Here is a 24,072-nt window from a genome sequence, read left to right as displayed (position 1 = left end):
GTCAGACACCGGCGCGTGCCCCGGTGAGCCAGCTCCCCTCCCCGTCGAGTGGTCCGACCCGACCTCCTCGACGGAGGGGGGCGGGCTGGGCCTCGTGGGCGCGCGGGGCCCGGACGATCTATCGTCCGGGCAGGTGACTCCGACAGCGGGGGCTTCGGAGGTGGATCGCGGAGGTCGGCGGGTGGCCGTTGCAGGTCGAGGGCCCGACCTGACCTCACGTCGCCGGCAGCTGGCGACGCGGCTCGTGGGCAAGCAGGCGTTGTACCTCGTCGCCATTGGGGTGCAGGCGCTGATCAGTGCGGCCCTCATCCCGGTCCTGACCCGCGCCCTGAGCCGGAGCGACTACGGCAACATCGCCCTGGTCGCAGCAAGTCAGCAGATCGCCACCACCGTGATCGCCCTGGGGCTCCCCGGCCTGGTCGCGAGTTGGGCCGCGGACGGGCCTCGTCGTCACCTCGAGCGTGGCTCGGTCCTTCCGGTGCTCGGCCTGGGACTGGTCAGCACCGTGGTCGCCGCAGCGTCCGGGAGCAGGATCGCCGTCTTCGTCTGCCTGCTCGGGACACTGAACGCCGTTGCCTCGATCGTCCTCACCCTGGTGGCCACCCGGGGTCTCGCCGCCGTGTGGGCGGCCCTCACGGTGGCCATCGGCCCCCTGTCCGTCTCCTTGGCCGCTGCGGCGGCGCTGTGGACCGGCTCGCTCACGGCGTACCTGCTCACCTGGACGGTCGGCGTGGCCGTGGCGGTGTCCGTCAGTCTCCGCTGGGCACCTCGCGACTGGTTCCGCAGGACCGCCGCGTCACTTCATCGGCAGCGCGTGACCCTGTCGCTGCCTCTCGCCGTCTCCGGTGCCGCTGCGGTGGCACTCGCCATGGGCGACCGGCTGGTCATCGGAGCCACCCTCGGCACGGCCGCCCTCGCTCCTTATCAGGCTTCGTACGCGGTCGGGAACCTGGCCGCTCTGGCCGGCACCGCACTGACCAACCACTGGCTCCCCGGGCTCATGCGCGACGAGCCGACCGCGCGCCGGGACCAGATGCTCAGCGTCACGGCACTGGCGACGGCCGGGGCGCTGGTCGCCGGACCGGCTCTGCTGGTGCTGCTGCCCTCCTCCTACCAGCCGCAGGCGCTCTGGCCGGTCGCTGCCATCGCAGCGCTCAGCGCCGTCCCCCAGGCCTGGTTCCTGCAGACGCAGGCCCGCGCGACCCACCTCGGCCTGACCCGGTACGTCGGCGTGGCCGCCTTCGTGGCCACGGTGGCGACGATGGTGGTGACCCTGGTGGTCGCCGTGACGACGCGGTCCTACGTCCTGATCGCGGCCGTGACGCCGGTCGCGTACGCCGCGCTGGCGTGGTTCGTCCGGCGTCGCAACCACCGCCCGTCCGCGACGGGCGGGCACGACCACCACTCGGCCCCGACCGGCGGACCGGGACACCGCGCCGTCCTCGTCCTGCTCGCGACCGTGAGGTGGGACTATCTCTGGCAACGTCACCAGAGCATCGCGGTCGCGGCCGCCGACCGCGGCTCCGTGGTGTTCGTGGAGAGCCAGCCCAGGAGCCTCGCGCAGATCGTCGGCCACCTCCTGCGCCGCCGCGGAGGTGAGCTCGGACCCGCACCGACCCCTCCCCCACCGGCCGTGCGGTTGGTGCGGCCGACGCCGCTGTCCCTGTTCTCCGCGGGTGCATGGGCTCGGGCACAGGCACGTCGGGTGGTGCGTGAGGCAGGACGGGGAGCGTCCCTGGACGTCGTCCTGTACGCGCCGACGCCGGCCTACCTCCGTCTCGCGCACGAACTCGCCCGGCACGGTGCGCGCGTCACCTATGACGCGGTCGTCGACTGGTCGCGCGCGCCGGCGCACTGGCACCCACCCCGCCGCGCGCGGGAGGCGGAGATCGCCCTACCGACCGAGTGGCGGGTCGTCAGCGACAACCCGGCGCTGGCCAGCGAGCTCGAGGGCGTGCTGCACCGCCCGGTGCCCGTGGTGCTCCCCGCAGCCGACACCGCCTTCCTCGCGCACTCCTGGCCGGACCTGATGGCCCGGGACCACGTGGCCGGGTGGTTCGGAGCGGTCCGTGAAGAGACCGACATCGACCTGCTGTGCGCGTTGAGCCGAGCCGGCGTGCGCGTGCAGACGATCGGGCCGATCGAGACGCCCGCTGCGCGTCAACGCCTGACGGCGGCCGGGGTCGAGTGCCTCCCCTCGGTCCCCGTCGACGAGTTGCCGCGGCGCATCGACCACTGGCGCGTGGCCGTGCTCGCGTATCGGGGCGCACGCGCGGGGACCATCACCCCGGCCAAGCTCGTGAACGCCCTCGTCGGGTTCCGCGTGGCCGTCCGCGGCATCGCCGTCCCCGCGTCGCTGGCGGGGTTCGTGACCGCGCTCCCAGCTGACGACGCTGCAGCGGTGGCCGCCCTCAGCGACCTGGTCGAGGACCCGGGGGTCCTGCCCCACCTGCCCGCAGAGGAGGTCTCCTGGGAGGGACGCCTGCTCCAGATCACCGGGGGGACCGGATGACGAGCACCCGACTGCCCACCGTCGACGTGGCCGGTGTGCCCGTGGTCGACGCGACCGAGGACGACGTGGTCGTCGCCCTGTCCGAGGCCGCCACTGCACCGGTCCTGGCCTTCGCGTTGCACGTGGGCGGACTCAACGCGGTGACGGACCCGCGGGTGGTCGACGCCTACCGGTCCGGCGACCTCACCTATGCCGACGGGGCAGCCATCGTGCTCCTGGCCCGGCTCAGCGGTGCGCGTTCCGTCGAACGGGCACCGACGACCGACCTCGGCCCCAGGGTCCTGCAGGCGCACGCCGACGCGGGACGGCGTCGCGTCTTCCTCATCGGCGGACCTCCGGGGTTGGCCGAAGCCGCGGGACAACGCCTGGCTGGTGATCACGGGCTCGACGTCGTCGGCGCGGTCAGCGGGTACGACGTGGACACGGACGCCCTGGTCGCCCGGTTGCACACGACGCGACCGGACGTGGTGATCGTCGGGCTCGGCTCACCCAGGGAGATGCTCTTCCTGAGCGCGTTGCGCGAGGCCCTCCCGCCGGCCGTCTACCTGACCTGCGGAGGTTGGTTCGGCTTCGTCGTGGGGCACGAGCAGCGTGCGCCGGCCGCTCTCCGGGGACGAGGCCTGGAGTGGGTGTGGCGGCTCAGGCAACACCCACGCCGACTGCTCGGCCGGTACGCACGTGGAGCACTGACGACTGCCCGTCTGGCCGCTGTGATCGCTGTGCGCCGTGCCAGCCGGGTCGCGACCTCAGGGCGTCGGTAGTTCCACGACGGACCTGGGAGAGTCCCTCGACACCGACGAGCGTGAGCCGGTCCCCCCTCCGAGGACCGCGAGCGCGACGACGAGGCCCAGGGGCGCGAGGTGGCCCGCGTCGAGGTCCTCCGCGACGAACCAGACGGTCGCGAAGACGACCCCACCGAGGGCGAGCGGCGTCCCTGCCCGCCACGCGCGCAGGGCGAGCAGGCCCAGCCAGAGGACGAGGAGGACGACGGCCAACCAACCACCGCGGTAGAGCAGCCCCAGGTAGGTGCCGTGGGTGCCCAGACTCGCCACCAGGCCGGGAACGCGCTCCTTCACACCGCTGCCGAGCAGCGGGAAGGGCGAGTCCACGACGGCCTGCCAGGTCAACGAGTAGATGGCCGTCCGCGCGTCCAGCGACCCCTCACGGACGCTGTTCACGTTCGCGAACAGCTCGGTGAAGTCCACGGTGCTGATGACGTACACGGCGGCACCCACCGTGGTGGCAGCCAGGGCGGTGAGCAGGTACCACTGCTGGCGCCGCCACAGGACGAGCACGCCTGCCGCCACCGCGGCGGCGGCCAGACCGAGCCAGGTGTTCCGCGAGTAGGACAGGTAGAGGGTGACCGCGTCCAGTGCCAGCAGGGCGCCGTAGCCGAGGACGGCCCGCCGGGAAGCGCCGCGCAGGAGCGCAGGTGTCACCAGGATCCCGAGCGCCGCCAGGGCGCCGGCCCACGTCGAGTTCCCGAAGAAGCCGGCCGCACGCAGCACCGTCTCACCGAAGTAGTCCACCCGCACGAGGCGGACGGTGGTGAAGCTCTCGAACGCAGGGTCGGAGGCGATGGCCCCCGGCAGGACGTACGCCGCGGGCAGACGCAGTTCGCTCAGGAGAGGGTGCGTCGCCAGGGCGACGAGGACGGCGATGCTCTGCAGACCCGCCAGCTGGGCGATCCCCCTCGACAGCGACCGCCAGTCGATGGTCACGGTGGTGAGCGCCAGGAGGCTCACCCAGACGACGATGTTGTAGCCGGCTCCCAGGACACGGCCGAACTCCGCCCCGCGCAGGACCGCCACCAGCAGGGACAGCGCGAGACAGAGGACGATCGCCGCCGGTAGGAACTGCGGTGGGCGGGAACGCCGGCGCACGCCGAGGGTCCGCAGCAGCAGGAGAGGCCACCACAGGAAGCCCAACCCGAGGACCCACATGGCGGCGTAGGCGCGGACGAAACCCGCGCTCAGGGCCTGCGGCGCAGTGTCCGCTCGACCGGCAGGAGCCTGTGGCACAGATGGAGGGTAGGAGGCCGGCTCCGCCTGCGCGTGTCCCTGACGACGGTGTCGGGCGCGCACTCGGCGACTTCCCCCGTTCGGGCGAGGCGGCCGCCTCCCGTGCGGTGTTGGCTGACGACTGCGATCGTGGGACCTCGTCCGTCCTGCTGGAGGGAGACAAGAACCGCATGCCCTACGCCGAGTACATCCGCGCGCTGCGGGCCGGATGGTGGCTGGCCGTCTTGGGCGCTCTCCTGGGTGCAGGCCTGGCGACAGCGGTCGTCATGGCGTCGACCCCGCTCTACGAGACCAACACCCGGCTGTTCGTGTCCACGGTCGGCACGGACGACCTGGCCACCGCCGTCCAGGGGAGCCAGTTCTCCCAGGAACGGGTGGCCTCCTACGCCCAGCTGCTCGAGAGCCGGGACCTCATGGCCACCGTGATCGACCGTCTGGACCTCGCGACGACACCGGATGAACTCCAGTCCCAGATCGAGGCCACGGTCGTGCCCGAGACGGTACTGCTGGACGTCACGGTGACCGATCCGGAGCCGGAGCGAGCCCTCGCCATCACCTCCTCGGTGGCGGATGAGTTCGGTGAGCTCGTCACACGGCTGGAGACCCCCGAGGACGCCACCACCTCCCCCGTCCGGATCGCGGTCGTGGCCAGCCCGGAGCTGCCGACGGAGCCCAGCTCACCGCGTACCGCGCGCGACGTCCCCCTCGGCGCTGCGCTGGGTCTGCTGGCCGGGATGGGCGCGGCCGTTCTCCGCGGCCGGCGCGACACAGCCGTGAAGGACGACGACGCGACCGCCACGGCCGTGGGCGCCCCCGTCATCGGGGACATCGTGACGGACGCCCAGCTCGCCGAGGCGCACGTGATGCGCCCCTACGACACCAGCCGTGTGGCCGAGGGCTTCCGCCAGGTGCGCGCCAACCTCCAGTTCCTGCGCGTCGACCAGCCTCCTCGCGTGATCCTCGTCTCGAGCCCCCTGGCCGGGGAGGGCAAGAGCACGCTCACGGTGAACCTCGCTCTGGCGCTGAGTGAGACCGGGTTGTCCGTGACGCTGGTCGAGGCCGACCTCCGCCGTCCCCGAGCGGCGCGCTACCTCGGCAGGGTCACCGGTGTCGGCCTCACCAACATCCTCAGCGGGACCGCGGACCTCGACGACGTGCTCCAGCCGCACGGCGACGGTCGTCTCCAGGTCCTCGCGTCCGGCCCCAAGGCACCCAACCCCGGTGAACTGCTGTCGTCTGAGGCGATGAGCCAGGTGCTCGCCCAGCTCCGCACGCGCAGCGACGTGGTCCTGGTGGACGGACCTCCCCTCCTCCCCGTGGCCGACGCCGTGGGTCTCGCGTCGCGGGTCGACGGGGTCGTCATCTGTGCGCGCTTCGGCAAGACACCACGGGAGGCCCTGGAGTCCAGCCGGGAGGTCCTCGACCGTGTCGGGGCGAGCGTGCTGGGCGCCGTGCTGACGATGGTCCCGCCTCGTGCCCGGACGACCGGCGCGTACGCGTACGGCTACAGCGACGACCCGCCGGACCGTCCACGCTCCGCGCACCGTTCCGGCTCACGGGCCGGCAGACGCGCGGCTGCAGCGGACGGTTCCGCTCCCGAGACCGCTGTCGCCGCCAGCGGAGTCGACGGTCCTCCATCGGCGGATGACGGGAGGACAGCGACAGCGGGCACGGGGGACGGACGCCCGGTCGCGTCGGCTGAACGGCCGCAGTCGACCTCACGCGCAGCCGAGGACGAGGAGACGGCAGACCGACCGTGAGCAGACGGCCGCCCCTCCTGTCGGTCACCGTTGCACACAGCGGACGAGACGAGACATGACGAGCGAGGACCGCCGGCTGTCTCGACGGCGGGCACTGGCCCTCGGCGGTTCTGCGGTGGGCGGCGGACTGCTGACCGGGCACGCGGTGTCGGCGGACGACGTGCCGCGACCGCCAGGTCCGTCGCGGACTCACGTCGACCCGCGCGACCACGGCGCAGTCGGCGACGGGCAGGTGGACGACACCGCCGCGTGTCAGGCGGCGATCGACACGGCTGCCCGGGACGGCCGCCGGGTCCTCTTCCCGGCCGGGGTCTTCCTGGTGTCGGAGGCCCTCCGACTCCCCAGCGGGATCGACGTCGGCGGATCGAGGGTCAACACCGTCGTCCAGCAGGTGACCCCGGGACGACCGGTCATGGCCAGCAGCAACTGGTTCCACGACGGCGGGGGCCCCGGTGGTGACGTGTATCTGCACGACCTCACGCTCCGGGGCGAGGAGGGGCACGAGGAGTCCCACGGGATCGTGCTCCGCGACTACTACTCCCGCCTGGAGCGCCTGACGGTCTACTCGTGCGGAGGACACGGGGTGCAGCTGACCTCAGCCGACGAGAACGGGACGCCGTTCCCCGGGCCGTCGCTGGTCGAGAACCGCATCACCGAGGTCGACGTGCGCCTGTGCCACGGCGTGGGGATGTACCTCGGTGAACCGGGGAACGGGAAACTGACCGACGGCTACCTCCACCACTGCTTCCTCGAGTGCGCCGTCGACGCAGCCGGCGCGTTGGCCGTCGGCTCGGCCGGCGGGTGGAAGATCGGCGACGTCCACGTGTACGGCCGGATCGCCGGACCTGCCGTGGAGATCCACCACGCCTACGACACCGACCTGAGCGGGATCCACGTCGAGGACTACTCGCAGGCCGCGATCCGCCTCGTCAGCATGCAGCAGTCGCTGAGCATGGAGAGGCTGATCATCCGGGGATCGACCTCGGGCGGTCACGCCATCGAGTTCGCGTCACTCGCCTCGGACGTGGCATCCGCCGGTGCCAGCATCAGCAACCTGACGGTCGTCCAGGACCACGCGGTCCCCATGACCGCGGTCCACAACGCGTCCCCGGACATCCACGTGGCGCTGGGCCTCCTGACGACGACGGGAGACCACGGAGGAGTCGTCCTCCGCAGCGGTGGGCCGGGAGCGGGCACCGTCGTCGCCTCGGCCGGCGGACTGCGGACGTCCGGTCAGGTCGGCGACTCCGCGAACCGACGCACTCTCACCTACGGCGACCGGCCCCTGGCGCTGGCCGACTGGGTCGAGTGGTCCGGTGACGCAGCGCAGCGACTCGAGATCCCGTTGCCTCGGATGGACGACCACACGGTGGTACCGGTCCACGTGGTCATCGCTGCGGCAGGGCGGGACGACGGCACCGTGCGAGCGACGTACAGCGCGGACATCGCCATCGCGAGCCGCGTCAACGAGACGGACGACTGGACCGTCATCGTCATCCGCGAGGAGCAGCCGCGCGGGTTCTCCACCGCTCCCGAGTTCACCTGCTCGCACGAGATCGGCACCTCGTCCGGGAACCTGGCCGTCACCTTCCGTGCCGAGGCGGCCGACAGCTATGGCAGCGTCGGGCTGCTCATCTCCCACACCTGAGGCGGGCGCCCGGACTCCGACTCCGGGAATGCCGGAAGGACGCGACACCCCCCACGGAGGGGGACGAAGTTGCAGTCATCAATCGAAATACTCAGCCACATGACATCGGTACCGGACAGCGATGACGCCTCGGACAGGTCGGACGACGCACGGGAGATCGGGCACACGCCCCGACCGGTGACCGTGTTCCTGTCCAGCGTCCGTTGGGGCTACCTGTGGCAGCGCCACCACAGCCTCGCCGCGGCTGCCGCCACCAGTGCCGACGTGGTCTTCGTGGAGAGCCAGCCTCGGCGCCTGCGTCAACTGGTCCTCACTCCGCTGTCACGGCTGCGGGGGCAGCGCCAGCACGCCGTCCCGTCCTCGGTGCCGCGCGGCGTCCGACTCGTGGCGCCGTCCCCGTTGGCCGTGCTGTTCCCGCGCGCCTGGGCACGGGTGCTGGCTGAGCGGATCCTCGCGCGGTCCGGTGGACGACCCGTGGACGTGGTGGTCTACGTACCCAGCACCGCCTACCTCGAGGTCGCCCGCCGCCTGGCCGAGCGGGGAGCCCGAGTCGTGTATGACGCCGTCGTCTCCTGGGCGGAGGCACCACGCTCCTTCCACCCGCCGAAGGCCGTCCTGTCAGCCGAAGGAGCGATGCCCGCTCACTGGCGCGTCGTCAGTGACAACCCGGTCGTGGCCGACGGCCTGAGCAGGCGTCTCGGCCGTCCCGTGGCGGTCGTCCCGCCCGCTGTGGACGACCCGTTCCTCGCGCACGACTGGACACCGCTCGCACAGCGGGAGGAGGTCATCGGGTGGTTCGGGGCGCTCCACCGGGAGGTGGACGTGGATCTGCTGTGCGCGGCCGCCCGAGCAGGGCTCCGGGTCGAGACGGTGGGTCCGGTCGAGGACCCAGCGGTGGGTCGCCAGTTGGCGGATGCCGGCGTCACCCTCCTGCCTGCGGTCTCGATCGAGGACCTGCCCCGGCGCATCTCGCACTGGCGGGTCGCCCTGCTCGCGTACCGCGGTCCGAGGGTCGGTTCCATCACGCCCGCGAAGCTCCTCAACGCACTTGCCGGCTTCCGGGTCGCGGTCCGCGGCATCCCGGTCTCCGAGCAGCTGGCGGACCGGGTCGTGAGACTCCCGGAGGACGACGCGCTCGCTGTGGCGACGCTGCGGGTGCTGGTGTCGTCGCCGGACGAGGTGGACCCGCTGCCGTACGACGAACACTCGTGGTCCACCCGCCTGAGGGCCATCACCGGCCGGTGCGCCTGATCCTCCCGGACAGCTCCGGGCCGGCTCGGCCTGAGCAGGGTGGAGACCTCGCCGACTGAGGGCGACACCAGCGGACCGCCGCCGATGCTCTGGCGGCAGTGCGGCCTCGTGTGACGAACCCGCTCAGTCGCCCGTCGCTCAGTCCCCGCCGCGCCCGTCGGCTCGGACCGGTTTCGCCGCCGGACCGGCGGGCGCCTCCACCGGCACCTGGCGGAGGTCGCCGGCCCCTGAGCTCGCGGCCCACCCCTCCCACGCGGACCGCACCATGGCCTCGACGTCCCAGCGGGCCCGCCAGCCGAGCACGTCCCGGATCCGGTCCGCCGACGCCACCACGCGCGCCGGATCACCCGGCCGCCGCGGCTCCACGACCGGGTTCGACCATGCCTCCGCAGCGGTTCCCGTGACGGTTCTGATGGTGGAGACCATGTCCTGCACCGAGACGCCCTCCCCCCGACCGATGTTGGCGGTGAGCCCGCGGACCCGTCCCCCGGCGAGGGCGTCTGCAGCGGCCACGTGGGCAGACGCGACGTCCGCCACGTGGATGAAGTCACGCACGCAGGTGCCGTCCGGGGTGTCGTAGTCGTTCCCGAAGATCCGCGGTGGCCTCCGCGCGGCCAGTTGCCGGAACACCATCGGGACGAGGTTCGACACCCCTCGGTCGGCCAGGGTCGGCTCGGCGGCCCCCGCGACGTTGAAGTAGCGCAGGTTGACGTACCGCAGGCCGGTGACGGCTCCGACCTCCTCGATCATGTGTTCACCGACCAGCTTGGTCCGCCCGTACGGGTTCACCGGCCGACAGTCCGTGTCCTCGTCGACGACGTCGACGTCCGGGGCCCCGTAGACGGCTGCGCTGGACGAGAAGACGAAGGAGCTCACACCGGCCTCGGACACCTCGTCGAGCAGCACGCGGAGACCCTCGACGTTCTGCCGGTAGTAGAACAGCGGTCGCCGCACCGACTCCTCGACCTGCTTCTTGGCCGCGATGTGCACCACGCCGCCGACCTCGTGATCACGGATCGTCCGCCGGAGGAGCACGGCATCCAGCAGGTCCCCGGTGACCAGGGGCACGCCGTCGGGCACCCGTCCGGGGTCCCCGCTGGAGAGGTCGTCCAGCACGACGACCGACTCCCCACCCTCCCTCATCGCAGCGACGACGTGTCCCCCGATGTACCCGGCGCCTCCGGTGACCAGCCACGACATGCGCCGCACCCTAGAGCCGTCCACCCCATCGGCTCCCTGCCGCCGGCGTGGGCGTGATGAGACCGGAGCGGAGCTGTGCACCTCGAGGTGGCCGAGGACCTCCCGCGGCTGTCGGCACAGCAGCCGACTCGGTCCGCGTGGCGGTGACAGGGACCCATCTGCCGGGAGGTGGACCGCGGACGTCGTCGCCGGTCCCGGAGCCGGCGGAGACCACGGAGCAGTCCGCGTGACCGTCGGCTGATGATCGTCAGGCGTCGGCTCGCCCGTGGGGACGCGGCTTCTGCAGCTCGGGCGAGGAGGTGAGCCGGACACCCTCGCGGTCGAGTCCCGCGACGCCGCGCTCCGCCGGTCAGGCGCAGCGCCACGGACACCACCGCCGACGCCCACGAGCACGCCAGCGTCGCCCGTCACCCGACCGGTCAGACGTGGGGCCACTTCTCGAAGGGCACCCACCGGGCGGGCGCACCTTCGTCGGGCGCAGTCCCCAGACGACGACCGGCCCTCCGCACGATGCGCCCGAGCAGTCGTCCGGCGATCGACCACCCGCCAGCGCTCCGAGCGCCGTCCCTCAAGATCCTCAGTGCTGCTCTCACGTCGCCCTGCGCGTACGCCATGGCAGCCGACCGCACGTACCACCGTGGCAGGTCCGGCGAGAACTGCACCCTCCTGATCCGGGAACCGGAGCACAGGGGGACCGGGTGCGAGTACTTCTGGCGGAGCCGGTCGAGTTCGTCGGCCAGGCCGAGCGGATCGTGGTACATGCTGTCGGCGTGCACGTAGTAACCGACGAGAGGGGCGTGTACCGCAGCCACCGGTGAGCACAGTGCCAGCCGGAGGTAGAAGTCCCAGTCCGCGAGGATCGAGAAGTCCGGGTCGAACCCCCCGACGCAGCGGGCGAGTGACGTCCGCACCAGGACCCCTGATCCGCCACCGGGCACGGCCATGCGACGCGTCATGACGGCAGCCACGTCACCGGACGGTGGAGCCTCGGCATAGGTGATCACGTGGAGGCGTCCGTCGATGTGCACGGCGTCCGTGCAGGACCAGCGGGCCGCGGGGAACGAGTCCAGGCCGGCCAACTGGTCCCGCAGCTTCGTGGGAGCCCAGAGGTCGTCGTCGTCAGTGAAGGCCACGAAGGGCGTGTCTGCATCCGCGAGGCCCGAGTTCCGGGCCCGGGAGACCCCGAGGCTCTGCTCGTGGCGTACCAGGCTCACCGCGGGTGAGTGCAGCGCGTCGACCGCATCCGCGGTCCCGTCGGTGCTGCCGTCGTCGACGACGAGTACGTGGAGCGGGACGTCGACCTGTGCCAGCACCGACGTGAGGGTCCGCATCAGGAGCCGCCGCCGATCCCTGGTCGGGATGACGACCGTCACCCCCGGCGCCGGTCCGCTACCCGCCATGTCGGAGAACCCGGGGGACGAGGGGTGAACGACGCAGGTAGAAGGCGACGCCGGAGAGGAGTCCGAGGACCTGCGGGAGCAGGGCGGTCGTGGGTGCGTCCGTGCGCCCGCAGATGCGATGGGCGACCAGGCGCAGGTACCAGGCGGGGAGGCTCAGGACCAGGCGCCGGAGGTTGCCCCGATCGCCGGTCCGCTCGTACTGCACCAGGAGGGCGGCCGCGTGGCCGCGCATGTAGTACCGCAGCTGACGGGCCAGCCCCTCGAGATCCCGTCGGTGGTGGTGGTAGACGATCGCCGACGGCTCGTACCGGCAGGTGCCGCCGTCCGCGAGGATCCTGTACCAGTACTCCGAGTCGCCGGAGCACCCGGCCGCCCCGACGTCGAGCCGCTCGTCGAAGAGCCCGACCCTGTCGACGACAGACGCACGGAACGCCATGTTCGCGCCTGCGCCCACCTCCCACGCGGGGCAGCCCCTCGTCCGGGTGTCCTCGTAGAACACCTCGTCGAAGTCTCGGGTGAGGTACCCCTTGCCGAACCCCCAGTCCCGCTCGAAGAGCCACTGTGGTTCCGTGTCGAGCTCCGCGGGGAGGACCAGACCCGTCACGGCGACGACGTGGTCCTCCGAGAACGCGCCGACGAGGCACTCGAGCCATCGGGGGTGCAACTCCGTGTCGTCGTCCGTGTATGCGACGACCTGTGATCTCGCCGCCAGCATGCCCGTGTTGCGGGCGATGTCGAGTCCGGGTCTGTCTTCCCGGATGTAGGTGGCACCTGCGGCCAGCGTCGCGGCCTGTGTCTCCGCTGCGGCGCGCGATGCGTTGTCCACCACGATGACCTCGTCGGGACGGCGGCTCTGGTTACCGAAGCTCGCCAGACAGCGCACCAGCGCACCCGGCCGGTCACGGGTGCAGATGACGACGCTGACCGTGCTCGGCGGCGTGACGGGACCTGCGACGGCGGGGGCCCGAGGCGCCGTGACCAGGGCCCGCTGCACGGCCGGTGTCGGGTCGTCGCGTTCGTCGACCCAGACGTGCCCCACCGCGCATTCCGCGCGCCAGAGGACGAAGAACGTCCTCGAGCGACGCCGGCTCGCCACCAGGGACCAGTCCGGGGTGTCCACGTCGATGTGGAGGACCCGCGCATAGGGTTCCGTGGCGTCTCGCGATTGAGGCGTCTCGGGCTCCCCCGTCGTCACCGTAGTCTCCTCCGACGACGGCTCCCGGGGTGACCTCGCTCGGCGTGGTCCGACGGCACCGTTCACCCGACGGCCCACCGGTGCGGCGGTTGTACCGGCCCGTGGGACGGGACCCCCAGGACGCGGACCTGGGTCGCGTCCCAGCAGTAGTCGAAGGGCACCTCCCAGTCGGTGGCGTAGATCCCCGCGTCGACCCAGTAGGTGCCGGGCTCGAGGTCCAGCCGGTCCACCGTCAGGACCACCCGACCGTCATCGTGGAGCGGGACAGCGCCGGCGCCACTCCCGTCCGTCGTCAGGTCCAGGAGAGCGGTGTCCGTGCCCGCCCGCCGCAGGGAGACCCCGAAGTGAGCCGAGTCCGCCGGCACCTGACGCCGGTACTCGACTGCCACGGACAGCCCGCCTCCCAGGGCGGTGGTCCCGGGTCCTGTGTCCTGGGTGCCCGTGCAGGTGATCGACGTGATGAGGACCTGACCCGTCCCCTTCCGGTAGCCACCGGACGCGAGGGGGACGGGAGGTCCTGCGCGCTCGTCCATGGACCGTTCGTAGGCGTCCATCACCTCGGCCGCGGTCCCGCGCGCGTGGACGCGGCCGGAGCGCAGCCACACGGCGTCCGTGGCCAACCGCCGCAACTGGCTCATGACGTGCGACACGACGAGGACCGCGGAGCCACGGTCGCGCAGGCCCTCGACGTGGGTCAGGCACTTCTCCTGGAAGGACAGGTCCCCGACTGCGATGACCTCGTCGATCAGGAGCAGGTCCGGCCGGGTGACGGCCACCGCGGCGAAGGCGAGGCGGAGCTTCATCCCGTCGCTGTAGGTCCGCAACGGCTCGTGGAGCGTTGCGTCGTTCAGTTCGGCGAAGTCCCGGATGTCGGGCAGCCGCCGCCGGGCCTCGGCGGGGCTCAGGCCGGCGAGGACAGCCGCCGTGACGGCGTTGTCCGCCCCGGACAGCTCGCCGCTCGCAGAGGCATTGAGGGTGAGCAGGCCGGAGACCGCCGCGCGCCTGCGGACCGTGCCGCTGGTGGGTGTGGTGAGCCCACTGGCGATGCGCAGCAAGGTCGACTTGCCGCCGCCGTTGCGCCCCACGACTCCGACCACCTGGCCCGGCCGGACACTCAGGCTCACGTCGTCGAGCACCTGGACCCAGCGGGGTGCGGCGGTGGGGCGGGTGAAGCGCTCACGCAGTGAGCGGGCTCGGCCACGCCGGAAGCGCTTCCCCACCCGGTCGAGGACCAGGACCGGCTCGGTCACAGCTGGTCCAGGAAGGTCGGTGCGTGACGGCGGTAGACGATCCAGCCGGAGAGGAACACGACCACGCACACCGCCGTGAGGGGCAGGAGGTCCGTCACCGGCGGTACGACTCCCTCGACGAGGAGCTGCCGCTGAGCGCTGATCAGGCCGGCCATCGGGTTCCAGGACGCCAGTGCAGCCAGCCCCTCGTCGGCGAGCGCCTGTGCCGTGTAGAAGACGGGGGTCACGAAGAAGCCGAGGGAGAGGACGAGGTCGACGGCGAGGCGGGCATCCCGCCAGTACACGTCGGCCACGGACGCGGCCATGCCCAGACCGAGGATGAGCAGACCCTGGAGGACCAGCAGGGTGGGCAGCAGGACGGAGGTGACGGGCAGCGTGCCGGTGTCCAGCCAGACGACCAGGAGCAGGACCGGGAGAGCTGCGAAGTAGTCGAAGGCGTCCGTCAGCACGCTCACCGCCGGGACCACCTCCCGCGGGAGAGTCGGGTGGCCCAGCAGGTCGCGACGGTCGACCGCGCTCCTCCCCGAGGCCGACACTCCCGCGGAGAACCAGTTCCAGGCGAGGACGCCGACGGCGAGTTCCGCCAGGTAGTCGGGACCACCACCCGCGACGAGCGCCGAGAAGACCAGCCCGAGGACGAGGAAGCGCGCCACGGCGGGCGCCAGTGCCCAGAGCCACCCGAAGAAGGCGGCCTGGTAGCGGATGCGGAACTCGCGCGCGGTCAGGTGGAGCGTCACCTGCACGGCACGCGACCGGGGGACCGGGACCCCTCCGGTCCTCAGCGCCCAGGCGAGCGGTCCGCCCGTCATCCCGCCCGCCATCTCCACCACGCGAGTCCGCGCACCAGACCGGCCAGGTCCGCGACGACGAGGTCAGCCGGGATGTCGTCCCTGCCCCGGAGGACGTGCCAGATCCTGCGCAGGCGCTGACGGGGCAGCACGACACCGAGTCGCACCAGCCCCCGAAGATCCCGGTGCTCCACGACGACGTTGAGCAGTGAGGCCACGTGCGCGGTCGCCGCTGACGCGACCTCCGCACGCACCGAGGTCCGGTCCGCAGGGGCGGCGACGCGGCGGGCGACGGCGGCAGGCGCGTACGCGATGCGCCCGCCGGCGTGCAGGACCCGGTAGAAGAAGTCCTCGCTGACGACGGCTCCCGTCAGGGCAGCCGGACCGGCGACGGACGGGAGTCGGGACAACGCCGAACACCGGACGGCGGCGTTCGCCAACGTGCCGATCTCCCACAGCCGAGCAGGACCCCGGGACGAGCGCAGCCAGTCGCCGTCGAACACCGCCCGGTGGGGCCCGCGGTCGAGCACGTCCTGGTAGTCCCGCCACTGGGCGTAGGTGCCGCTCTGCCCAGCGGGGAGCACACGGCCGGTGACCACTGCGACACCCGGGTCCGCGAGCGGAACGAGCAGTTCCTGCAACCACCCGGGAGCGACGAGGAGGTCGCTGCGCAGGAGGACCAGCACCTCCTCCGCCGGCTGTGCACCACCGTCACCCGCCATGGTGTGACGCCGGACCCGGCCGTGCTCGCCCGGTCGGGCGGCACCCGGGGAGTCACCGTACGTGACGCTCGCACCGATGAGATCAGATTGTGCCGACACCGCGTCCAGCGCCGGTCGTCCGTGCACCTCCGCGCCGTCGGACACGACGACGATCTGCACGTGAGGGGCGACCGCGTCGCTGCCCGAGCCACGACGGGCCCGTGGTCCCGGAGGCTCCTGCCACACCGCCCCGGGTTCGAGGACGGCCGGTCCAAGGCGTTGGACCAGACTCCACCGCAGCCGCGACGGCGTCAGGGGGGATCCACCGGTCCTGACCACGAGGTGCGCCTGCGCGACCCCGTTCCGCTCGACGACGAGGCGGACGCGGCGAGCCCGGCTGTCACCGACCGGAGACCCCTGTCGGAGGGCGCTCTCACCGCCGTCACGGGCGAGGTCGACGGTGACGACCGGGTCGGGCGTGTGGTCTCGAGTCCTGCGGGCCCGGGGCCGGACGAGAGCAGGAGCTCGCGGCTCGTCCGGGTTCTCGCCCTGCTGCTGGACGGCCTGCCTCCGGGCGCGGGTGTAGTAGCGGCCGAGCACCGCGGCGCACATGCCGCGGGTCTCGGCACGGTCGAGCGCCCAGGGCAGCGGTCGGCGGCGGAGCAGTTGCCCGACGTGGGCTCTGAGGTGCCGGTGCAGCGCCCACCACAGAGCGAACGCCAGGAACTCACCGGCCTGCACCTTGCCGTACCGGAGTGCCGCCCCCGCGAAGATGCTGTAGGTCCCGGTGCCGTGCCCCCTCATCTGCCGCAGGAGCTGGGACTCGGTGCGCCGGTGCACGTGGTAGACCGCAGCCGAGGGTTCGTACACGAGCAGGTGGCCGGCGGCCAGCACGCGGAAGTACATCTCCAGATCCCCCCCGCCGCCGGTCGGCGTACCGACGTCGAGCGCAGGATCGAACCCCCCGAGCGCCAGCGTCTCCTCGCGACGGACCGCCATGTTCGCCCCGGTACCCGCACCGCCGGTGCCCGGGTGGACCCGCGCCGCCACCTCACCCGTCTCGACCGCGACCGACATCCACTGCCGTGCGTAGCCACGGCCGAAGCCCCCGTACGCCTCGAACAGCACCTGAGCCGGTGTCGCCAGCTCCGCCGGCGCGACGAGACCGGTGACCCCCACGGCCCCGGGCTCCTCGGTGAAGGCCCTCGCGATGCCCGCGATCCACCGGGGGTGCACGAGGACGTCGTCGTCGGTGAAGGCGACGATCCCGGTCCTGGCCTCGAGGAGGGCACGGTTGCGCGCCCAGTCCAGGCCCAGCCGCGGCTCGCGGACGCACGAGAGACCGAACGCCTCGACCACCCGGCGGGTCCGGTCGTCGGCGGACCCGTTGTCGACGACCAGGACGGCTGCGGGTGCCGGCTCGAGGAGCTGGATGGCAGCGAGGCAGCGACGCAGGTCCTCCGGCCGGTCGCGGGTACAGACGGCCACGGTGATCTGCGAGGTGTCCAGGGTCTCTCTCGGGTGGGGGATGGAGTGGAGTCCGCGGGAGCGGGCGCGTTCCAGCCCCCCGCACGTGGCGAGCGCATCACGCAGGAGGTGCGCGTCCACGGCAGTGGCCAGCTCCCGAGCAGCCACACCGGGCAGGCCGGGCAGGAGCGTCTGCGGATCCCCGGGGAGGGTCAGTTCTCCGATGGGATGGCCGTGCAGCCACACGAGTGCGTGGACGCCCTCCGGTTGGTGCTCCGGACCGATGACCGGCGGGCGGGGTGAGGCAGTTCCCCTGTCGAGGTCCACGTCCGCGACGGCCAGAGCGCGGTAGTGCGTCCGTCCGTCGGGTCTGAGCATCCGACGGGCGCTCCGACGTCGCTGGTCTGCCGGCTGAGGCGAGAGCGCGCCGTCCTGGGTCGGTGAGGGGCCAGGAGTGACGGGTGACGCGCCGACGTCCTCGACCGGGAGGTCGATGGGACCGCCGGTTCGTGCCTCAGGGGGCATGGACCGCCACCTGCTCGCGGCCGCCGTCGACCGCCCGTACGAGGTCCAGGACGCCGACCTCGGCCGGGTCACCGGTGTCGATCGGAGCCGTGTGTCCGGAGGGAGTGAGCCGGAGGCCGTCCTCGACGAGGTCGTGGACGGGAGAGCCGCACGGCGTCCGGCTGCCGTCACCAGCCACGAGCAACGGCTCCCCGTCCAGGGCCTGGCGGTGGGATGTCAGGACCTCGACGTGGCACGCGGCCCTCCCAGAGCGGAACCCTCGGGGGACCGCTGAATCGGCACACGCCGAGCAGCCTCCGGGCCTCGAGCGCACAGCGGGCCACCGCACGTCACTCCGCTCGATCCTGAGGGGGAGCGTGCGGCCCTCGTGCACGTGCTCGGGGGAGCGCGGCCACCCGGCGCCGGCGACCCCAGACATCCCGACAGACGACCGTTCGTGGCCATGTGGGAAGTGAGGGCTCGCGGAATGAGGGACCGGATTCACCGCAGCTGCGTCGTCTGCGTCCTCGATCCCGCCACTCCCCATGACGTGGAAATGTCCGCTTCGTGTCGGGTCGTAGACCTCGTGCGCCGTACTGGGCACCGAATGCCCCTCGGCGCTGACCTGGCAACTCCCTGCGAGTGAACGCCTACGGACATGAGTCTCCGGAAAACCGACCCCTCCCGTGACGAGCACCCTGTCCACCCCTGCCCTCAGGTAGTTGAACGTGTTGGTCGACCGCGCGAGAGCACATCGTGTGACTCCGGTTCACCATTGGCAAGGGCCGTCACCGAGCACCTACACGCCACTACTCTGCGCCGCTCATTGACTGTCGGCGCCCTTGACCGGATTCGATTCGCACGTGCCCGATCCACCGCTCGACCCTCGGGAGTCACCGGATCACGGGGGACCGGGACCTCACCTGGGCTGCTCTCCCACCACCGTCCGCACCGCCCTGACGATCGAGTCCCAGCGCCCTCGCCGTCGCCGTCGCCGTGCAGCCACGGCCGGACCGGCCTGGGGCGGCGACCCATCGATCTCCGGTCGAGGCAGTCCTCCCGGTCCAGTACCGCGCGCGGAGGCACCGGCAACGTCCTGTTGGTTCGATAAGGTCCCGGGACCCACGGCCAGGGCAGCGGCCGGCCCCGCGCGCCACACCGGCTGAGGAAGCCGAGGAGAGGGGGGGTGGGATGCCCGAGAGGAGAGCCGGGTGGGATGTCCCGGGCCCTGACGTGTCGCCGCAGGTGACGGTCGTGGTACCCGCGCGCAACGAGGTGTCCACCATCGACACGTGCCTCGACTCGGTGCTCGTGCAGGAGGGGGTCACGTTCGAGGTCGTGGTCGTGGACAACGGGTCCACCGACGGCACCACCGAGAAGTTGCTCGACCGGGCAGCGCGTGACCCACGGATGACCGTCCTGCGGCATCCCACACCCTCGATCCCGGCGAGTCTGAACGCCGCCCTCGGGGCGGCTCGCGGGACGTGGCTGGTACGAGTCGACGCCCACTCGGTGATACCGCAGGGATACCTCGCTCGCGCCGTGGCCCGGTTGGAGGAGGGGCGCTGGGCCGGCGTCGGAGGCCGCAAGACGGCGGTGGCCCGCACGCCCGCCGGCCGGGCGATCGCGACCGTGCTGAACTCGCCGCTCGCCGTCGGAGGATCCAGCTACCACTACGCCACCGCCGAGGCGGTGGTGGACCACATCCCCTTCGGGGCATACCTCACAGCAGCCGTGCGTGAGCTCGGCGGCTGGGACGAGGACGTCCCCAACAACGAGGACTTCGAGTTCGACCAGCGCATCCGCCGCCGAGGCGAGCTGCTGCTCGACCCGGACCTGGAGATCGCGTGGAACACACGGGAGAGCCTCCGGGACCTGTTCCGCCAGTACCGACGGTACGGGCGCGGTAAGCCGCTGGTAGCCCGGAGGCACCCGGAGAGCCTGCACCCGAGACACGTGGCGCCACCCCTCCTGGTGCTGTGGCTGGGTGGCTCGGCGGCCGTCTCGCTCCGTCACCCTCGTCTCGGCGGGGCCGCCGCCCTGGCCTACGTCCTCGCCGTGTCAGCCCTCGGCGCCGTGATCGCGCGGCACGCCCAACCCGGTGCTGACCGCCGGGTCATCCCAGCAGCGGTGGTCGCCATGCAGGTCGGCTGGGGGCTCGGCTTCTGGCAGGGAGTGGGTGACCTGGCCCGCCGTCGGCGGTGAGGTCCGCCGGTCAGCGGGCCCGCTGAGCGGCCAGGTCCGTGTACCGCTGGAAGAGGGCCTCCGCCTCCCGGAGCCGAGCAGCGGTCCGTGGCCGGCTCAGGAGTTCACGCAACTCCTCCTTGCGCCGGGCGCGGGCTCCCGAGGGCCGTCCCACGTGGGTCTCGACGACCTCGCCCCCGGACTCGAGCCGGTTCATGTCCTCCACGAGCCGGAAGGCGTTCGCCTCGTTCTCCGGCGTGTGCTCGAAACGCATGAACGACGTCCCGAACCGCGCGTTCACCTCGTCGATGACGCCGCCGAAGTCCCCGGTGACCCGGTCGAACGGACCGACGACGAAGCCCTCCCGAGCCGGCCAGGCCGTCCGGTAGAAGTCGAGGTACTCCAGCACGGCGTCGTGCGGGGTGAGCGAGTCCCGGCGGATCAGGTAGGACAGGACCGCATCCCCCGGCTCACGGACGAGGACGACCGTGGGCAGTCCCAGGCGAACTGCGCGGAGCACGTGCGGTGCACCGTGCAGGTGCCGCCCCACGTGCAGATCGTGACCGTTGGCGACCCGGAACGCCGCCACGCTGAACGTGTTGCCCGAGCGCAGGAACCCCTCGATCACGATCGCCGTTCCCCGGCGGGCCAGCGTCTCCCGCTTCTCCGGCCGCACCAGCATGGCGAGGTCCCACAGATAGGGGGCGCGCGCCACCGGCCGCCGGGCGTGATGACGCGCGCGGTCGGCACTGCGGAGGAGCGTCGCGAGCACAGCGCCATTCTGGTGGTGTCGGTCGCCGATCGGCACCCCTCGTCCCGCCCCGACGATTGGAGTCGGATCAGGCGGCGCCGCGGCGAGATCGCGGGCTCACCACCTCACGGTGCGTGAGCGGAGGGAGCCCGACGATGAGGACTCCAGGGCCCGCACGGATCCCGGTTCGAACCGGGACCTCCGGATTGCTCTTCCCGCTCCGCTTCGCGCAGGATCACCCCGCCGACCACCAGACCAGCACAGGGTCCGAGCACAGGGAGCATGGCCGTGACTTCGCCAGCAGCCGCACCACACCTCCCGAACCTCCTGATCATCGGGGTGGCGAAGGCTGCGACGACGTCCCTGTTCCGCTATCTGGCCCAGCACCCCGACGTGTGCCCCGCCGATCTGAAGGAGCTGCGGTACTTCTCCGCACTGCGGTACGGGGAGCCACTCCCGCCACTCGAGACCTACAGCCGACACTTCAGCCACCACAGCGGCGAGCGTTATCGGATGGAGGCGACGCCGGGTTACTACGCGGGCGGTCGAACGGTGGCCGAGGCGGTCGACCGCCTGCTGCCGGACGCCCGCGCGATCGTCAGCTTCCGGGACCCCGTCCAGCGGTGCTGGTCCTGGTACCGGTTCGTGCGGAGCACGGCACGCATACCCAAGGAGATGACCTTTCCGGAGTACGTCGACCGCTGCGTGCACCTCCACCGAGAGGGCACCGACGGACGGCGGGAGAACCAGCCCTTCTGGGGTCTGGGTGGCGGCTGCTACGACACGTGGCTCGAACCGTGGCTCGAGGTGCTGGGTGAGCGGCTTCGCGTCGAGTACTTCGAGTACGTCGTGTCTGCCCCGCGGGACGTGGTCGAGGACCTGTGCGACTGGTTGGGGATCGACCGGACGGTGTGCGCCGGCTTCTCCTACGCGATCGAGAACAAGACCGTGCAGTACAAGAACAAGCGACTGCAGATGGGCGCGCTCTTCGTCAACCGGCGCAGCGAACGCTTCTTCGCTCAGCACCCCGGCCTCAAGCGCTCCCTGCGCAGCGCCTACTACCGCGTCAACGGTGATGCCGCCGAAGTCCGCATGGACGCCCCCACTCGGGAACGGCTCACCGACTTCTACGCCCCGCACAACCAACGGCTCGTCACCATGCTGGACGCGGCGGGGATCGCCGGCCGCCCGGACTGGCTGGGCACCCACCGGGCGGCCTGAGCTCGGCGGAGGCCACGAGCCGGCCGCTCGGTCACGGACCGTGCGGCGCCGGGCGACGGACCGGCCACCGTTGCCTGAGCAGCCGGCCGGAGCGTGCGGCGATCAACCGAACGGCTCTGCCCGTCGACTGCAGCAGGTCGTGGACGAGCGGCAGGGGATCGGAGCGGGAGGCCACCGCGTGGGACTTGGGACCGCGCACCGAACGCCACCACTGCAGCGGCGTGAGCTCACCGCGGCGGACCCAGTAGAGCGCCGACTGCACGTCCCGACGGTCGTCGATCCACTTCGCACCGACGTAGCGCTGCTGCCGCGCCTCCGGCAGCGGGAAACCGACCATGTCGCAGTAGGCCGTGAGGAGGAGCTCGACCCCACCGCCCTCGGCGATGGCAGAGCGCCCGGTGGGCCGGCCGACGTTCGGCTCGATGACGAGGTGCCGGCCGGTGCGCGCGTCCCGCTTCATCTCCACGTAGCCGAGACCTACGTACCCGACGCTCCGGAACAGCGCCACGGTGCCGTCGAGGACCTCGTCGTTGCGGCACTCCTCCCCCAGGCTGCTGGTGCCGGTGAGCGGCGGCCACTGCCTGATCTTGCGGGCGACGAAGGTCACGAGCGGCCGGGAGGACCGGTCGAAGTAGGCGTTGCACGAGTACAGGGAGTCGACGCCGCCGGCGACCCACTCCTGCGCGATGAGGCAGTCCGACCACGCCGACACGCGGTCGTAGACCTCGAGGAGCTCCGAGGCGTCCTGCACCTGGAAGGCCTTCAGGTTGGTGTGGCCCTGCCAGGTCGGTGACTTGATCGGTGGCTTGACGACCACCGGGAAGGTCAGCGTCCGAGCCGCCTCCTCGGCGTCGCCCCGGTCGTCGAGGAAGGCTGTACCCGGGATGGGTAGACCGGTGGCCTGGGCATGACGGAGGAAGGTGCTCTTGTCCATGAGCAGCTCGACCACGTCGTGGTCCGGCAGCGCGATGCGGTACCAGGGAGCCAGCCGGTCGCGATGACGGGAGACCAGCAGGACGGACACGTCGGTGCAGGGGAACAGCGCCGCTGGTCCGTCGAGCTCTGGTCCGAGCTCGACCAGGGCGTCGACGAGCGGTGCACCGAGCAGGTCCGCCTGCAGGACCCGAACACAGGCCCGGGTCCTGCAGGCGTAGTGACGGAGGTCGTTGCTCAGCCCGACGACAGGCACACCGCGCGAGGAGAGCGTACGGGCCGTCTGCAGGCCGGTGATGGTGTCCAGCCCTATGACGACGGCAGGCGGCCGGCTCACCGGGGTGGTCCGCAGTGCGCCGTCGACCGTGCCGTCAACCTCCGGTCTCCTCGAGCGCGATCGTCTCCTTCGTCTTGACCAGCTCGAACACGTGGTCCACCGATGCGATGTGCGGGTCGACAGCCGCCGCCTTGCGCTCCGACCGGAGCACGTCCAACGTCTGTTCCATCGCCTGGACTGCCGCTCGCATCGGGTGGTTCGCGAGGATGACCATCTGGAAGCCCTTCTGGTAGAGCTCGTGGTCGGTGTAGTCCGGGAACAGCGTCGGCACCGCCACCAGCGGTGTCCTGCCGAGGCCGTCCCAGCCGGCGAGGAAGCCCTCGATCTCCTGCAGCGACTTGTCCTTCGAGTGGATGAGGATGGCGTCCGCCCCCGCCTCGACGTAGGCGTCGGCGCGTTCGCACGCCGCCTCGACCCCGTGTCCGGCGATGAGCGCCTCGACCCGGGCCACCAGGACGAACGAGTCGGTCTCCTGGGCGTTCTTACCGGCACGGATACGGCGCGCCTGCTCCTCTGTGGGGATGAGCTCCCGCTTGGACTCACCGGTGTAGAGGCTGTTCCGCTTGGGGAACAGGTTGTCCTCGATGCAGACGCCGGCGATGCCGGCGCGCTCGAACTCCACCACCGTGCGGACCACGTTGGTCAGGCCGCCGAACCCGTTGTCGCAGTCGGCCAGCACGGGGAGATCGGTCGCGCCGTCGATGCGGACGGACGCCGCCAACGTCTCCGTCATCGTCGTCAGGTTCAGGTCGGGGAGCGCGTGCGTCATGGTGGCGATGCCGAAGCCGCTGACCCACACGGCGTCGAAGCCGTAGGCCTCGATGAGCTGCGAGCTCATGGCGTCGTGGGCGCCCACCGCCACGTACGGTCCCTCCGCCGCCAAGCCGGCCCGCATCGCGGCGCGTTTCCGCTCAGCCCGATTGACTGCCATACCGTCCCTCTTCCCCTT

17 protein-coding genes are annotated in these 24,072 nt (G+C 71.8%); 7 read left to right on the top strand and 10 right to left on the bottom strand.

Going from position 1 to position 24,072, the window contains the following annotated elements; all coding sequences use genetic code 11:
• Positions 1–181 precede the first annotated feature (181 nt).
• Together BLQ97_RS06085 and BLQ97_RS06080 are read left to right on the top strand one after the other, a co-directional pair.
• Positions 182–2,512: a hypothetical protein gene (locus BLQ97_RS06085; RefSeq protein ID WP_139173484.1), complete on the top strand. Its 2,331-nt coding sequence runs from the start codon at positions 182–184 to the stop codon at positions 2,510–2,512.
• Positions 2,509–3,273: a WecB/TagA/CpsF family glycosyltransferase gene (locus tag BLQ97_RS06080; RefSeq protein ID WP_091364295.1), complete on the top strand. Its 765-nt coding sequence runs from the start codon at positions 2,509–2,511 to the stop codon at positions 3,271–3,273. The genes BLQ97_RS06085 and BLQ97_RS06080 overlap by 4 nt, the downstream gene beginning before the upstream one ends.
• Here the strand turns inward: BLQ97_RS06080 and BLQ97_RS06075 are convergent.
• Complete coding sequence (locus BLQ97_RS06075; protein ID WP_091364293.1) at positions 3,259–4,533, bottom strand: O-antigen ligase family protein; 1,275 nt, start codon at positions 4,531–4,533, stop codon at positions 3,259–3,261. The genes BLQ97_RS06080 and BLQ97_RS06075 overlap by 15 nt on opposite strands.
• A 170-nt stretch (positions 4,534–4,703) precedes the next feature.
• Here BLQ97_RS06075 and BLQ97_RS06070 point away from each other — a divergent pair, with 170 nt between their 5' ends.
• From BLQ97_RS06070 to BLQ97_RS06060, 3 genes are all read left to right on the top strand, one after another.
• Positions 4,704–6,293 carry a tyrosine-protein kinase domain-containing protein gene (locus BLQ97_RS06070; protein ID WP_175471620.1) on the top strand — a complete coding sequence of 530 codons (1,590 nt, stop codon included), beginning with the start codon at positions 4,704–4,706 and terminating at the stop codon, positions 6,291–6,293.
• Positions 6,294–6,348: 55 nt separating this feature from the next.
• Positions 6,349–7,941: a glycosyl hydrolase family 28-related protein gene (locus tag BLQ97_RS06065; RefSeq protein WP_091364289.1), complete on the top strand. Its 1,593-nt coding sequence runs from the start codon at positions 6,349–6,351 to the stop codon at positions 7,939–7,941.
• Between the two features lie 177 nt (positions 7,942–8,118).
• On the top strand, positions 8,119–9,192 hold the full coding sequence (locus tag BLQ97_RS06060) for a glycosyltransferase family protein (RefSeq protein ID WP_139173482.1): 1,074 nt from the start codon (positions 8,119–8,121) through the stop codon (positions 9,190–9,192).
• Positions 9,193–9,330: 138 nt separating this feature from the next.
• Here BLQ97_RS06060 and galE read toward each other — a convergent pair whose 3' ends face one another.
• From galE to BLQ97_RS06030, 6 genes are all read right to left on the bottom strand, one after another.
• Positions 9,331–10,392, bottom strand: a complete 1,062-nt coding sequence (gene galE, locus BLQ97_RS06055; RefSeq protein ID WP_091364284.1) for a UDP-glucose 4-epimerase GalE — start codon at positions 10,390–10,392, stop codon at positions 9,331–9,333.
• A 419-nt stretch (positions 10,393–10,811) separates the two neighbouring features.
• A complete protein-coding gene (locus BLQ97_RS06050; RefSeq protein WP_175471619.1) occupies positions 10,812–11,765 on the bottom strand; it encodes a glycosyltransferase family 2 protein in 954 nt (317 codons plus the stop codon).
• A 16-nt stretch (positions 11,766–11,781) separates the two neighbouring features.
• Positions 11,782–12,987 (bottom strand): glycosyltransferase family 2 protein, encoded by a 1,206-nt coding sequence (locus BLQ97_RS06045; protein WP_217637076.1) that lies wholly within the window; start codon positions 12,985–12,987, stop codon positions 11,782–11,784.
• Between the two features lie 62 nt (positions 12,988–13,049).
• Entirely contained in the window at positions 13,050–14,123 is a 1,074-nt protein-coding gene (locus BLQ97_RS23245) for an ABC transporter ATP-binding protein (RefSeq protein WP_175471618.1), read from the bottom strand.
• A gap of 110 nt (positions 14,124–14,233) precedes the next feature.
• Positions 14,234–14,974, bottom strand: a complete 741-nt coding sequence (locus tag BLQ97_RS06035) for an ABC transporter permease (RefSeq protein WP_175471617.1) — start codon at positions 14,972–14,974, stop codon at positions 14,234–14,236.
• Positions 14,975–15,042: 68 nt separating this feature from the next.
• The gene (locus BLQ97_RS06030; RefSeq protein WP_175471616.1) at positions 15,043–17,214 is read right to left on the bottom strand and encodes a glycosyltransferase family 2 protein; all 2,172 of its coding nucleotides are present in this window, start codon (positions 17,212–17,214) and stop codon (positions 15,043–15,045) included.
• Between the two features lie 1,716 nt (positions 17,215–18,930).
• Between BLQ97_RS06030 and BLQ97_RS06020 the strand changes: the two genes are divergently transcribed.
• Positions 18,931–19,902 (top strand): glycosyltransferase, encoded by a 972-nt coding sequence (locus BLQ97_RS06020; protein WP_175471615.1) that lies wholly within the window; start codon positions 18,931–18,933, stop codon positions 19,900–19,902.
• 10 nt (positions 19,903–19,912) lie between these two features.
• On the opposite strand, the gene BLQ97_RS06015 is transcribed toward BLQ97_RS06020, so the two are convergent.
• Entirely contained in the window at positions 19,913–20,689 is a 777-nt protein-coding gene (locus tag BLQ97_RS06015) for a hypothetical protein (RefSeq protein ID WP_091364272.1), read from the bottom strand.
• Between the two features lie 282 nt (positions 20,690–20,971).
• Between BLQ97_RS06015 and BLQ97_RS06010 the strand changes: the two genes are divergently transcribed.
• Positions 20,972–21,853, top strand: coding sequence for a sulfotransferase family protein (locus BLQ97_RS06010; protein ID WP_091364270.1), 882 nt, complete (start codon positions 20,972–20,974; stop codon positions 21,851–21,853).
• A 31-nt stretch (positions 21,854–21,884) separates the two neighbouring features.
• Here the strand turns inward: BLQ97_RS06010 and BLQ97_RS06005 are convergent, their stop codons facing one another.
• Both BLQ97_RS06005 and BLQ97_RS06000 read right to left on the bottom strand, forming a co-directional pair.
• Positions 21,885–22,877 carry a carboxylate--amine ligase gene (locus BLQ97_RS06005; protein ID WP_175471614.1) on the bottom strand — a complete coding sequence of 331 codons (993 nt, stop codon included), beginning with the start codon at positions 22,875–22,877 and terminating at the stop codon, positions 21,885–21,887.
• Between the two features lie 280 nt (positions 22,878–23,157).
• Positions 23,158–24,018, bottom strand: a complete 861-nt coding sequence (locus tag BLQ97_RS06000; RefSeq protein WP_281181374.1) for an isocitrate lyase/phosphoenolpyruvate mutase family protein — start codon at positions 24,016–24,018, stop codon at positions 23,158–23,160.
• Positions 24,019–24,072 lie beyond the last annotated feature (54 nt).

The sequence above is a fragment of the Geodermatophilus telluris genome, from assembly GCF_900102745.1.
GTDB classification, from domain to species: domain Bacteria; phylum Actinomycetota; class Actinomycetes; order Mycobacteriales; family Geodermatophilaceae; genus Geodermatophilus; species Geodermatophilus telluris.
The sequence above is the reverse complement of the archived record's forward strand: the minus strand, read 5'-3'. Positions and strand labels throughout refer to the sequence as shown.

Excerpts from the sequence above, each read along its gene's own strand:
- BLQ97_RS06080 (WP_091364295.1), top strand. The coding sequence starts at position 2,509 with ATGACGAGCACCCGACTGCCCACCGTCGACGTGGCCGGTGTGCCCGTG.
- BLQ97_RS06070 (WP_175471620.1), top strand. The coding sequence starts at position 4,704 with ATGCCCTACGCCGAGTACATCCGCGCGCTGCGGGCCGGATGGTGGCTG.
- BLQ97_RS06065 (WP_091364289.1), top strand. The coding sequence starts at position 6,349 with ATGACGAGCGAGGACCGCCGGCTGTCTCGACGGCGGGCACTGGCCCTC.
- galE (WP_091364284.1), bottom strand. The coding sequence starts at position 10,392 with ATGTCGTGGCTGGTCACCGGAGGCGCCGGGTACATCGGGGGACACGTC.
- BLQ97_RS06000 (WP_281181374.1), bottom strand. The coding sequence starts at position 24,018 with ATGCGGGCCGGCTTGGCGGCGGAGGGACCGTACGTGGCGGTGGGCGCC.